Raw genomic sequence first — 13047 nt, 5'->3', positions numbered from 1 at the left:
GGTGCCTACCACCGCTGGCAGCCCCGGGGCCGGTTCCGGGAGCGGCGTCGGTTCGGGCCATCAGTCGACGGCCTCCCGCATGCGCGGGTCCAGCGCGTCTCGCATCCCGTCGCCGAGCAGGTTGAACCCGAGGACGGTGACCGCGAGGAGCAGTCCGGGGAAAAACGAGAGCCACCACTTCCCCGTGAGCAGGCCGTTGTCGACGCCCCGGGAGAGCATCAGTCCCCACGAGGGCGTCCCGGCCTGCGCGCCGAAGCCGAGGAACGACAACGCCGCGAGGTCGATGATCGCGAGCCCGAAGTTCAGCGTCGACTGGACGGTGACTGGCGCGAGCGTGTTCGGCAGGACGTGACGGGCGAGGACCCGGGGGTCGGCCGCCCCGAGCGCCACCGTCGCGTCGACGTACTCATCTTCTAACACTGTGAGCGCGGCCCCGCGGACGACCCGTGCGAACCGCGGCGTGTACACGAGCGTCAGCGCGGCGACCGCCCGCCAGAGCCCGAGTTCGCGCGGGAAGATAGCCACGAGGGCGAGCGCGAGGAGCAGCGACGGGAACGCCAGTAGCACGTCCATCGTCCGCATGACGACGTTGTCCGTCACGTCGCCGTAGTACGCGGCGACGATACCGAGCGAGACGCCCAGCACCGTCGAGACGCTGACGGTGATCGTCCCGAACTTCAGCGCCAGCCAGGCCCCGTACAGACACCGCTTGTAGATGTCGCGGGCCGCGGAGTCGGTCCCGAAGAGGTGCTGGTTCCAGGCGGCCGGCCCGAGCCAGCCCGGCGGCGTCCGGTCGGCGACTTCGGTCCCGAGCCTGGACTGGGTGAGCGCGCTCAGGTCGTAGCCGAACCGGGCGTACAGCGCGACGGCGACCATCCCGACGATTATCGCCAGTCCGACCACTGCGAGCCGGTTCGACAGCAGGTCCGAGAGGAACGGCGAGGCGCGCAGTCGACCGACGAACCCGCGCGTCTGTCGCCGGTCGACCGCACCGTCGGCGTCTGCGGCCGGTGGCGAGGCGGCGTCGGACTCGGAGTCTGTCGGTGTGTCGGCGCTCATAATTGTACAGCGCCGAAACCCACCCGTATAGGGGTGGGAGGAAGCGCGTTCACTTGACGATACAACCACCGTGCTGTGGTATTCTGACTCCCCCACAGTATATTAATCCTTAAGTACATGATATTTATTGTGATGTTGTATGGAGGTCCGTCGAACTGTCCCCGTGAAACTCAACGTGGTCGGTGGCGACGCGGACCTTCTTCGTGAGACGATCCATCAGTTTCTCCACGCTGCAAACTACGTTGTCGACGCAGCCTACGACGGTGAATGGGTCGAAACGCGCAAGTCGGCACTCCACGAGGAGACGTACGCCGATGTACGCGACCGAACTGAGTTGCATAGCAACCACGTTCAGTCGGCTCGCGATCGTGCCGTGGACGCACTCAAGAGCGTTGTCGCAAAGTGGTCTAAGGGTGAGTCCGCCACCCTGCCCACGTTCACGACGCCGTTTTGCGAGTACAACCAACGCAATGCGACCTTTCACAACGACCACGCGACGCTGGCGACTGTCGATGGGCGCGTCACCGTCGAGTACGTCTTCCCCGACGAGAACCGTGACACGCCCCACTCGGAGTACCTGCGTTCCGATGAGTGGGAGACGACCGGCGCAACACTCCACTATCGCAACGGTTCGTTCTACCTCCACGTCCGAACAAAGGCGAACGTGGACGTTCCCAACCGACCCGAGAACGGAACGGTTCTTGGGGTCGACCTCGGGATCGAGAACCTCGCCGTCACGTCGACGGGGCAGTTCTGGTCTGCTGACGAACTCAACCACTGGCGACAGGAGTACGTCGAGCGCCGGCAGTCCCTCCAGAAGTGTGGGACGCGTTGGGCACACGAGAACATCCAGAGTGTTGGTCGAAAAGAGGCTGGTCGGTTCGGACAACACCTCCACTGTGTCGCGAACGAGATCGTTGAGGAAGCTGTCGAGACCAACTGCTCGCACATCGCATTTGAGAACCTGACGGGTATCCGAGAACGGATGACAAACCTTCGTCGGTTCCACGAGTGGGCGTTCCGACGGCTCTACGACTACGTCTCCTACAAGGCCGAGGAGCGGGGTATCTCTGTCGAGCAGGTGAGCCCGAACTACACAAGCCAGCGGTGCTCGACGTGTGGGTTCACACACGAGCAGAACCGGCCGTCCCAGGAGCTGTTCTGCTGCCAGGACTGTGGGTACGAGAACCACGCTGACTACAACGCTGCCAAGAACATCGGTCTGAAACTCCTTCGCGACCAGACTGGGAGCGAGGGAGGCGCACCCGTAGGCGTGCGCTTGAACACCGGGATGCTGAACGCGAACGGGGTAGTTCCCGTACCGGATTCGGTTAGAGCGGGAGTCCATGGTGAAAGCCCACGGCTTTAGCCGTGGGTTAGCTTACTGCTGGATCCGTGGGTCGAGGTAGCCGTAGGTGATGTCGACGACGAGCGTGACGAGCGTGAACAGGAGCGCGAAGGTGAGGACGGTCCCCTGGACGACCGGGTAGTCCGACGACCCGATGGCGCGGACGATGGTCAGCCCCATCCCGTTGATCCCGAAGACGGTCTCGGTGAGGACCGCCCCGCCGAGCAGCGTCCCGAACTGGATGCCGATGATGGTGACGACGGGGATGAGCGCGTTCCGGAACCCGTGTTTCATCACGGTGATCTTCGCGCCCTGGCCCTTCGCGCGCGCAGTTCGCATGTAGTCTTGCCGGACGACTTCGAGCATCGACGAGCGCATCATCCGGGAGATGAGCGCGGTCGAGTAGATGCCGATGACCAGCGCCGGCATCAGCAGGTGCCGCGCCGCCGAGACGAACGCGTCGAACCGCCCGAGCAGGAGCGTGTCGACGGTTATCATCCCGGTCAGCGGTAGCTGTCGCCCCAGGAGCGTCCAGTGGTCCGGGAGGAACAGCGTCGACTCGATCCGACCGCTGGTCGGGAGGACGCCGAGGTACGTGGCGAACAGGAGGATCAACAGCGGTCCGGACCAGAAGATGGGGATCGAGATGCCCGACAGCGCACCGACGCGCGTGAGGTGGTCGGTCGCGGAGTCCTGTTTGACCGCCGAGAGGACGCCGAGGGGGATGCCGATGAAGATGCCCGCCAGTTGCCCGTACACCGCGAGTTCGAGCGTGACCGGCAACCGGTCGGCGATGACCGAGCGGACCGGCGCGCCCTGGCTGATGCTGTAGGACTCCCCGAAGTCGAAGCGGGCCGCGTCCGTGAGGAAGTCGACGTACTGCACGTACAGCGGCCGCGTCAGGCCGAGCTCTCGGCGGACCTGGTTCACCTGCTCCGTCGAGGCCCGTTGCCCGGCGATGATCCGCGCCGGGTCGCCCGGTGCGAGGTGGAGGATGGCGAAGACGAGCGTCGCCACTCCGAACAGCACCGGGACGAGCAGGAGGAGCCGCTTGACGACGAACCTGAGCGAGGCCATGGCTGGAGTGCGAGGGGAGCCCTACTGGATCTCGACCGTGTTGAGGTAGGGGCCGCCGACCGAGCTGACGGTGTAGGAGTCCTCGACGACGGCCTCGTTGATCGCTCGCAGCGTCTCGGCGTAGTCGACGAACACCCACGGTGCCTCGTCGTGAGCGATCCGGTTGGCCTCCACGTACATCGACTCGCGCTCGCCCTCGTCGTAGGTCTGCTGGGCCTCGCGGACGATCTCCATGTAGTCGGTGTTGGCCCACGCGGAGACGTTGAGGGTGCTGTACCCCTCGGTGTCGAAGCTCACCCAGTCCTGCCCGTCGGGGACGGCGTCCATCGAGACCTTCGGGTCCAACAGGACGTAGAGGAAGTTGTCGGGGTCGGCGTTGTCGGTGTACCACCCGAGGAAGCAGGCGTCGTGTCTGCCCTGGTCAGTGTAGTCGAGGTACGGGCTGAACGTCGAGAACTGGTTGATGTTCACCGACAGCCCGATGTCCTCCAGGTCGGACTTGACCTGGTTCGCGGTCTGGATCGGACTCGGGTTGTACCCCCGCGGGTTCGAGAACGTCGCGAGTTCGAACTCGAAGCCGTCGCCGTAGCCCGCTTCTTCGAGGAGCGACTGGGCCTGGTCCTTGTCCTGCGGATACGGTTCGAGGTCGTCGTTGTGACCCAGCACGTCCGGCGGGAGCGGCTGGTCGGCCTGCGTGGCGAAGCCCTGGTAGATCTGGTCGACGATCGCCTCGGTGTTGACGGCGTGAGACACGGCCCGCCTGACGCGGCGGTCGCGGAACTCCTCGCGGCGGGCCATGTTGAACGCCATGTACCCGACGTTGATACCGTTCTTCCGGAGCAGCGTCGCCGAACCGCTACTGTCGGCCCGCTGGAACCCGTCGGAGTCCAGGTTGTCGGTGACGTGCGAGTCACCGTTTATGACGTCCTGGACGCGGGTGCTGTTCTCCTGGATGGTCTTGAAGACGACGTTCGCGACGTTGGGACCGTCGCCCCAGAACTCCTCGTTGGCCGTCAGCCGGATGCGGCTGTTGGGGTTGTCGAGCTGGTCGAAAGCGAACGGCCCGGTGCCGACCGGTTGGGTTCCGAGCGAGACCTGATCGTCGCCGCTGGCACCCATCTCCTCGATCTGCGCCTTCGAGAGGACGGCCGCCGCGAACATCGCGAGGTTGCGCAGGAACGGCGCGTACTGCTGCTGGAGTTCGATCGTCAGCGAGTAGTCCTCGCTGTCGTCGACGCTCTCGATCCAGTTGCCCAGCGTGAACGGCCCGTACCCCGACCGGTTCTCGTCGCCGAGATAGTAATCGTAGTCCGACTGCGTGAACCGCTGGTAGGTCGCCTTGAAGTCACTCGCGGTGAACTCCTCGCCGTTGTGGAACGTGACCCCTTCGCGGAGTTCGAGGGTCGCGGTCGTGCCGTCGAGCGAGTAGTCCGTCGCCAGCGCGTCTTCGAGTTGCCCCCCGCTCCCCGGTGCGAACTGGATCAGCGTGTCGAAGACCTGGTTCGTGACCTTCGCCACCTCGCCGCTGGTCGTCTGTTGGGGGTCGTAGTTCTCGGGATGGTCCCCGCGGGCGTACACCAGCGTCCCGCTCACGTCTCCACCCCCGCCATCGTCGGGCTCCGTCTGTTCCGTGTCGCCGTCACCGTCGTCAGTACCGTCGCCGCCGTCACCTCCGTCACCATCACCGCCGTCGGCGCCGTCACCGGGCTCGGTCGTCTGTGCGCCATCGCCACCGCCACCACAGCCCGCGACTGTTACCGTCGCCGCCGTCGACCCGGCCAGCGTCAGGAACTTCCGCCTGTCGATGGATCTTTCCGGAGACATGATCACAACTGCTCCCAGAAGGGTTATACTTCCCCACGATGCTCCACACACAGGTACACAAACGCTACACTGAGTAACGATCGGTTACTGGACGAGACTGCGAGAGGAGTACGCGGGGAGCGGCTCACGTCGGTTTCAGCGACCGGCTTCGTCGCCGGGCTGGTCGTACCAGTGGCACGCGGCAGGGTGGCTGTCGGTCTGGAGCACCGGATGGCGTCGCTCACAGACGCTCTCGAAGCGGCTGCGGAGGACGCGCTCGGCGGCCGCCCACTCCTCGGCGGCCAGGTGCTCGAACGACGCCGCGACGACGGCGCGGTTTCGCCCGGTGAGGTCGGTCTCGAACGTCGCCTCGAACATCGTCTCGACGAAGGCCGACAGGGATGCCGGCCGGTCGGCGACCGCCGGATCGTCCCCCGATCGCGGGCTGCCAGCCCCGGTGTCGGTGCCGGGAGTCCCGCCGTCGGTCGTGGCGCGAGCGTCCGCGGCGGCGGTCTTCCACATCGCGTCGACGTTGATCGACCGCTCTGCGACCCGCTGGCGGTAGTCCATCACCTCGCGGTAGGACGCCTGGTCGATCTCGATATCGTCGGACGGGATGATCTCCGGACAGCGGGTCCGAAATCGACACCCCGACGGCGGGTCCGCGGGGTCGGGCACGTCGCCTTGCAGGAGGATGCGGTCCGCCGTGGTCGACGGGTCCGGTTCGGGGATCGCCGACAGGAGTGACCGCGTGTAGGGGTGTTTCGGGTCCGCGAACAGCTCGTCCGTCTCGGCGATCTCGACGATCTCGCCGAGGTACATCACGGCGACCCGGTCGCAGATGTGCCGGACGACGGAGAGATCGTGGGCGATGAACAGGTAGGTCAACCCGAACTCCCCCTGGAGGTCCTCCAGCAGGTTGATGATCTGTGCCTGCACCGATACGTCGAGCGCGCTGACCGGTTCGTCGCAGACGATGAAGTCCGGGTCGACGGCGAGCGCGCGGGCGATGCCCACCCGCTGTCGCTGGCCGCCGGAGAGTTCGTGCGGGTAGCGGTCGAACTGGTCGGGGTCGAGTCCGACCGCGTCCATGAGTTCTAGCACGCGGTCGCGCCGCTGTTCGCGACGCGAGCCGTCTGGCTCGGGCTCGGGGAGGTCGTGGATCGTCAGGGGTTCGGCGATGGTCTTCCCGACCGTCATCCGCGGGTCGAGACTCGACAGCGGGTCCTGAAATATCATCTGCATATCGCGGCGCTTGCGCCGTAAGCCGGACTTGTCCAGGTCGGCGAGGTCCTCGCCCGCGAAGACGACCCGGCCGTCGGTCGGTTCGAGCAGCCGCAGGAGCGTCCGGCCCGTCGTCGACTTCCCACACCCGGACTCGCCGACCAGTCCGAGCGTCTCGCCCTCGTACACGTCGAAGGAGACGCCGTCGACGGCGCGGATCCTCGCGTGCTCGCGGCCCAGATACTCGTCGAGCAGGTCGTCGGCCTGCGAGAAGTGCTTCGCGAGCCCCTCGACAGACAGCAGTCGGCGGTCGGTCCGCGTGGACGCCGTCGCCGAGACGCCGGCGGTCTCCCCGCCGTACTCGCTCGTGTCGAACGATTCGAGGATACACTTCGCCCGGTGGTCGGTCTGGTCCGGGCCGTGCTGGAGGTACGGTATCTCTCCGTGGCGGCACTCCGGCTGGACCCACGGACACCGCGGCGCGAAGTGGCACCCGTCGGGCATGTCGACGAGGCTGGGAACCGACCCTTCGATCGGGGTGAGACGGCCCGTGTCCTCGCGGGGGATCGACTCCAGGAGCGCGTACGTGTACGGGTGCGAGGGGGTCTCGAATATCTCGTCGACGGGCCCCTCCTCGACGATCTCGCCGGCGTACATGACGGCGACGCGGTCGCAGACCTCCGCGACGACACCGAGGTCGTGAGTGATGAACAGGACGGCCATCCCGAGGGCTCGCTGGAGGCCGTCGATCAGGTCGAGGATCTGCGCCTGGATGGTCACGTCGAGCGCCGTCGTCGGTTCGTCGGCGATGAGGAGTTGCGGGCGACAGGCCAGGGCGATCGCCACGAGGACGCGCTGGCGCATCCCACCGGAGAACTCGTGGGGGTAGTCGTCGACGCGCGAGGCCGGTTCGGGGATGCCGACCTGGTCGAGCATGTCGATGGTGTCCGCGAGCACCTGCTCGTCCACGTCGCCGCCGATCCGCGGGAGGACCTCGCGGACGCCGTTGACCCACGAATCCGAGCGCTTGCGACCGTACCGGTGGAGTCGCAGGCTCTCCGCGATCTGTTCGCCGACGGTGATCGCGGGGTTGAGCGACGTCATCGGGTCCTGGAAGATCATCCCCATGTCCCCGCCGCGAATGTCGCGCATGGCCGACTCCGGCGCCGCCGTCAGGTCGACGTAGCCGTCGGCGACCGAAACCCAGCCGTCGCCCGATTCCGGGAGCGCACGCTCGGGCGCCTCGCGGACGAGGTGGCGAGCGAGTGTGGTGTCGTCGAGCGAGCGGTCCACGTCGACGGTCGGGGCGAGCGCGCCGCGGTCGACCGTCGCGTCCGTCAGGTGGAGGAACGTGCCGCTGGAGTGCCTGCCGGCCGGCCTCGCACCGCTCGCGTCGGACTCGACGGCGACGCCGCTCGAATAGCGACGAGCGAGTCGTCGGACGGCGTCGACCGCACCGAACCGGACGGTTCCGCCGGCGATACGGCCGGGGTCCTCGATCAGGTCCATCGTCGAGAGCGCGGTCACGGACTTGCCCGACCCCGACTCGCCGACGAGTCCGACCGTCTCGCCGCTGGCGACGGTCAGGTCGATCCCGTCGACCGCTTTGACCACCCCGCGGTCGGTGTCGAAGTGCGTCCGCAGCCCGTCTATCGAGAGGAGGTCGCTCATTCGAACACCCTTGGTCGATCAGTCTAAAAGTTATAACACGGTTACCGGGGGAGGACGCCGGTGAGAGCTGGTGTGACGGGACGGAAAGAGACGGCGGCGGACCGGGCGAACGCGGTGGGCGACGCCGACGCGATGCACTGCTGAACGTTTTTCACCCGCCCGAACCGATCGCCGGGTATGGACGCCGCCCGACGCGTGGTCCTCCTCGAATGCGGTATGGGGGCGCTCTGGATCGCCCTCGGTGCCCTGAACGTCGGCGTCGCGGGCCTGCGAGAGGCGTGGTGGCTCGCGCTCGTGGCGGCGGTCGTGACAGTCGCCGTCGCGTACGTCGACGAACACGACCTGTTCGGCTGGGACGACTGGCGGCGGTACGCCGCGGCCATCGTCTGCGTCGTCGCCGCCACGGTCGCGGTCGGACTCGTCGTCGTCGCGACGGAACTGGTCGTGTTGACGGTCGTGAGCGCCGCGCTCGCGGGGATGGGTGTCGGACTGCTGTCCTATCGGTTCGTCTACGGTATCGTTCGACCGGTGCCGAAGTCGCGACGCGACGCTGCGGAGGAACGAACGGTCTGAGTCGCGCTCAGTGGCCGTCGTCGCCGGGGCGCTCCTCGACGACCTCGGCGGCGAGGTCGGCGATGGACTCGGTCTCCTCGCCGCGGGTGAGCCGGTCGGACTCGCGTTCGCGGCCGTCGCCGGCGTTTTCTGCAGCGGTGCGGACGTTCCGTCCGACGGCGTCGCCGAAGCTCTCGCTCTCCCCGCCGGGCCGGCCGTCGGAGTCGCGCTCGTAGACGACCGTTCCGCGGACGAGCGTGAGCTGAGGGAACACGGCCTCGCGGCCCTCGAAGGGCGTCCAGTCGCACTTGGTGTGCAGGCGGTCGGCGCGGACCGGGTGGGTCTTCCCGGGGTCGACGAGGACGAGGTCTGCGTCCATGCCCTCCGCCACGCGGCCTTTGTTCGGGAGGGCGAACACCTCGGCGGGGTTGGCGGCGGTGAGGTCGCGGACGCGCTCGTAGGTCAGGTCGCCCGTGCGGGCGTCGGCCAGAAGCAGCGGCAGCGCCGTCTCGACGCCCGGAACGCCGGAGGGTGCGTCCCAGATCTCGGCGTCTTTCTCGTCGGCGGTGTGGGGGGCGTGGTCGGTGGCGACCATGTCGACGGTGCCGTCGACGACGCGGTCGTAGACGCGCTGGCGGCGCTTCTCGCGGCGCAGCGGCGGGTTCATCCGGCCGTGTGTGCCCAGTTCGCGTAGGTCGTTGCGCGAGAGGTACATGTGGTGGGGCGTGACCTCGCAGGTCATGCCCGCGTCGGCGGCGATGTCGATACCCCTCGGTGTGGACGTGTGAGCGACGTGGATAGTCGTGTCGCGCTCGGCGGCGACTTCGCAGGCGCGGGCGACGGCGGCGGCCTCGGCGCGGGCGGTGCGGTAGGCGCTCCAGGCGTCGGCGTCGTCGCGCTCCTGTGCGGAGACGTTGAACAGGCTGGCGTCCTCTGCGTGGACGGTGACGGTCACGTCGCGGGCGTCGGCCTCCGCGAGAGCGTCGAGAAAGAGCGGTTCCTCGATACCCATGTTGCCAGTGGAGTCCGCCAGGAACACCTCTCCCAGGGCGAAGACGTCGCGGTCGAGCAGCGAGTCGGGGTCCCAGTCGGCGGTGACGCCGCCGTTGAGGCCGAAGTCGACGAGCGACTCGGCGGCGAGGGTCGCCTTCTCGTCGAAGGCGGCGCCGTCGACGGTCGGCGGCGAGGTGTTGGGCTGGTCGACGACGGTGGTCACGCCGCCGGCGGCGGCGCTGGTCGAGCCCGTCGTCCAGTCCTCCTTGTGCGAGTCGCCGGGCTCGCGGAAGTGGACGTGCGCGTCGATCATCCCCGGGAGCAGGCGCTTGCCGGTCGCGTCGACCGTCCGCTCGTCCTCCCCGAGGCCCAGATCCTCCCCGACCGCGGCGACAGACTCGCCCGACACGCGGACGTCCCGCCGGCGGCCGTCCGCGAGCGTCGCGTTCCGGAACAGCATACCCCACCTCAAACGCCCGGTACCCTAAGTTCACTGGTTTTCTGCAGACTCGATGCCACGTGTTCGGCGGTAAGCGGAGCTTAGCCGGCCCGTTCTATCGACGCGGAGGCCGGCTCCCCTTCGACCAGCGCCCGCTCGACCGCTTCGACGACCGCGTCCGGCTCGCCCTCGCCCCCGGCACCGGCCACGCTCCCGACGGTCTCCGGGTCGAACGGCACGTCCAGCGCTTCGTAGACCGGAGCGAGAACAGCCGCGATCTCGGCGTGGTCGCGGACGAGGAGCACGCCCGCGACGACGGCCGCGTCGGCGCGCACCCGCTGGGCCAGGCCCGCGAGTTTCCGCGCGCGCCCGTCACAGTCGGCCTGGACCGAGTGGGTGCCCGGGCAGAACGACTCGGCCGGCTCGCCCTCGCGGGCGTCGACATCCAGCGATTTCAGGGCGTCGAGCAGGTCGGCCGTCGCCGCGTCGTAGCGCTCGGTCAGTCCCGACCGTGGGTCCTCGACCGGCGTCACGCGCGCGAAGGCGACCGTCGACCCGGAGTAGGCGACTGCGCGACCGCCCACGTCGCGCTCGACCGTCGGGAAGCCGCGCTCCCCGGCGACTGCGCGGGCCTCGTCGTACCGCTCGGCGCGGGCGTCGCGGCGGCCGAAGGCGACCTGTCGGTGGGGTCGCCAGACCCGCACCGCGGGCTCGCGGTCGGCGGCGACGCGCTCGACCAGCCGCTCCGAGACCGCGCGGTCGGCGTCGACGGCGTCGGCCCGGCCGCGATAGACGCGCATAGTTTCGTCTCGGGCGCGAGCGAGAAAACCGCGGCGGTCGACGGAGCGAGAGCGTCATGTGTCTTCTCTCCTAACCTCCGCCGATGACCGTCACGCTGTCAGCCGACGCGCTCGCCCCGTTCCGACGGTTCTCCCTCTACAACTCCCCCTTCGACGCCCACGACCGCGGCTGTGCGGTCGACCTCTATCCGGGCGACGTCGACGGCGACACGCTCCGGCCGAACCCCGAGGACGGCCCCCGGATCGACGCGCCCTCGCCCGTCGCCGGCGAAGTCGTCGAGACCCGGACGGTCCGGGCGCCCTCGCAGCCCTACGCCGCCGACGACGACCACCTGATTCTCCTCGACACGGGCGAGCACGTCGCACGGGTGCTGCACGTCGAGCCCGGCGTTTCGGCGGGCGACCGCGTCGCCGTGGGGGACTCGCTGGGCAGGCTCGTCCGCGCCGGCTTCTTCGCCCCCTGGGTCGCCAACCACCTCCACCTCGGGTTCCGCGAGCGCGGTGCGAACCACCACCGCGCCGCGGGCTCGCTGCCGCTCGAACTCGACCACTCCGTCCCCGTGGACGCCCTCGACTGGGACGGCACCGGCACCGTCGTCGCCGCGGGCGATACCTACGCCGTCCTCGATACGCCTGCGCATTCGGCACCGGGCGAGCGATTCGCCGGGCTCGCCGCGACCGACGCCGACGGCGAGCCGCTGGGCGTCCTCGACGGCGGCCTCCCGCACTACGACGGCGGCGGCCTCCTGAGGGCGGAGTCGCCCGACGACGAGCGCGACGTGTTCCTCTGCGGCGAGCGCGTCGGCCGTGCGGACGGACGGACCGTCAACTGGACCGCTCCGACCGTGCTGGCCAACGGCGATCCGATTCGGGGGATCGCGCTCGCGCTCGGTCGCGACCACGTCGGTGTCAAGCTCGTCGGCGAGTCGATCGGTCTCCCTGTCGGGACCGACGTTCGCGTCGATATCCGGTCGTGACTGGGTCTCCGTCAGGGTGGTCGCGTGGGGGGTCGGTCCCGGATGCGACGACCCCGGTTCGGCTGCCACAGCCGTCGCTACCCTGCACCCCGTTGCCGGGCCGGCCCGCACGGTAGCTCTCCGGAACTCGCCAGAATGTCCGTCCGTCCCTCGCGGAATTTGGGTGAGAGTGGGGCCGAAAGCAGCGCCGAAGTCGGAAAAGTAACTTTATTCGACAGGTCTTCGACTCGGCGTATGGAACGGAGAACGTTCCTCTCAGCAAGCGGTGCGTCGGTCCTCGCGTTCGCGGCCGCTCGCGACTTCGCCTCCCACGTCTCGAACGGTCCGAAAACTGTCGTCAAGGAGTACTACCGCCGCGCGGCCGCGGCCGAAACCGCGCGTGCGTTCGCGTCGTCGGTCCCGGAACTCGCACACAGCGCCTCGCCCCTCCCGAAGGCCGCGGAGGACATACCGCGGACCCTCGACGGGGCCTTGAACCAGGAAGTCGCCGAGATCGAGGTCGTCGCGGAGGACATCGACGCGCAGGCGGTTCGGGAGGTGTCGGACTTCTTCGCCGGGTCGGTGAGCGACGAGGCGGTCAAGACGATCGCCGAGGACAACGCGGTCGTCGCAGTCGCGCTCGAAACGGACGAGGTCGTCGGTAGGACGTTCGCGAAGGAATGGCTCGTCGCGCCGGAGGACGGCGAGTGGCGGCTGGTCTGGTTCGGCGAGCGGGACAGTCCCGAGGCCGCAGTCCGGGAGTTTTTCCGTCAGGTCGCGCTGGCCGAGACGTTCGAAGCGCTCGATGAGCCCGTCGCGGACCTCTCGCACAGCGCCTCCCCGCTGGTGAACGTCGCCGAGTACACGCCCTGGTACTTCCGCGGTCTCAGACGGCAAGAACTCGACCGGACCGAAGTCGTCACCGAGGACGTCGAGTCCGCAGCGATCGCGAGTGAGTTCACCTCGTTCGTCAGCTGGACGTCGAGGGACGCGATCGAGGACATCGCAGGGGAGAACGCGGTCGTCGCGACGTCGTTGAGCGACGACCAGCTGGGCATCGAGACGTTCGAACAGCGGTGGCTTGTCGCACCCGAATACGGGGAGTGGCGAGTGGTCTGGTTCTAA

10 protein-coding genes are annotated in these 13047 nt (G+C 68.2%); 4 read left to right on the top strand and 6 right to left on the bottom strand.

Annotated features, from left to right (window positions below; genetic code table 11):
- Window positions 1-60: 60 nt before the first annotated feature.
- Window positions 61-1059 carry an ABC transporter permease gene (locus C475_RS07385; RefSeq protein ID WP_006883177.1) on the bottom strand — a complete coding sequence of 333 codons (999 nt, stop codon included), beginning with the start codon at window positions 1057-1059 and terminating at the stop codon, window positions 61-63.
- A 139-nt stretch (window positions 1060-1198) separates the two neighbouring features.
- On the opposite strand from C475_RS07385, the gene C475_RS07380 reads away from it, so the two are divergent.
- Window positions 1199-2428 (top strand): RNA-guided endonuclease InsQ/TnpB family protein, encoded by a 1230-nt coding sequence (locus tag C475_RS07380; RefSeq protein ID WP_049930247.1) that lies wholly within the window; start codon window positions 1199-1201, stop codon window positions 2426-2428.
- 12 nt (window positions 2429-2440) lie between these two features.
- On the opposite strand, the gene C475_RS07375 is transcribed toward C475_RS07380, so the two are convergent.
- The 3 genes from C475_RS07375 to C475_RS07365 all read right to left on the bottom strand — a co-directional run bounded on the left by C475_RS07375 (window position 2441) and on the right by C475_RS07365 (window position 8182).
- Complete coding sequence (locus tag C475_RS07375) at window positions 2441-3484, bottom strand: ABC transporter permease (RefSeq protein ID WP_006883175.1); 1044 nt, start codon at window positions 3482-3484, stop codon at window positions 2441-2443.
- 21 nt (window positions 3485-3505) lie between these two features.
- A complete protein-coding gene (locus tag C475_RS07370; RefSeq protein WP_049930245.1) occupies window positions 3506-5308 on the bottom strand; it encodes an ABC transporter substrate-binding protein in 1803 nt (600 codons plus the stop codon).
- 135 nt (window positions 5309-5443) lie between these two features.
- Entirely contained in the window at window positions 5444-8182 is a 2739-nt protein-coding gene (locus C475_RS07365; protein ID WP_006883173.1) for a dipeptide ABC transporter ATP-binding protein, read from the bottom strand.
- 177 nt (window positions 8183-8359) lie between these two features.
- Between C475_RS07365 and C475_RS07360 the strand changes: the two genes are divergently transcribed.
- The gene (locus C475_RS07360) at window positions 8360-8755 is read left to right on the top strand and encodes a hypothetical protein (RefSeq protein ID WP_006883172.1); all 396 of its coding nucleotides are present in this window, start codon (window positions 8360-8362) and stop codon (window positions 8753-8755) included.
- Window positions 8756-8762: 7 nt separating this feature from the next.
- Here the strand turns inward: C475_RS07360 and C475_RS07355 are convergent, their stop codons facing one another.
- Complete coding sequence (locus tag C475_RS07355; RefSeq protein ID WP_006883171.1) at window positions 8763-10187, bottom strand: dihydroorotase; 1425 nt, start codon at window positions 10185-10187, stop codon at window positions 8763-8765.
- Window positions 10188-10267: 80 nt separating this feature from the next.
- Window positions 10268-10966, bottom strand: a complete 699-nt coding sequence (locus tag C475_RS07350) for a lipoate--protein ligase family protein (protein ID WP_006883170.1) — start codon at window positions 10964-10966, stop codon at window positions 10268-10270.
- A gap of 83 nt (window positions 10967-11049) precedes the next feature.
- Here C475_RS07350 and C475_RS07345 point away from each other — a divergent pair, with 83 nt between their 5' ends.
- Window positions 11050-11943 carry a hypothetical protein gene (locus C475_RS07345; protein ID WP_006883169.1) on the top strand — a complete coding sequence of 298 codons (894 nt, stop codon included), beginning with the start codon at window positions 11050-11052 and terminating at the stop codon, window positions 11941-11943.
- Window positions 11944-12177: 234 nt separating this feature from the next.
- On the top strand, window positions 12178-13047 hold the full coding sequence (locus C475_RS07340; RefSeq protein ID WP_006883168.1) for a hypothetical protein: 870 nt from the start codon (window positions 12178-12180) through the stop codon (window positions 13045-13047).

Source organism: Halosimplex carlsbadense 2-9-1 (genome assembly GCF_000337455.1).
Classification (GTDB): domain Archaea; phylum Halobacteriota; class Halobacteria; order Halobacteriales; family Haloarculaceae; genus Halosimplex; species Halosimplex carlsbadense.
The sequence above is the reverse complement of the archived record's forward strand: the minus strand, read 5'-3'. Positions and strand labels throughout refer to the sequence as shown.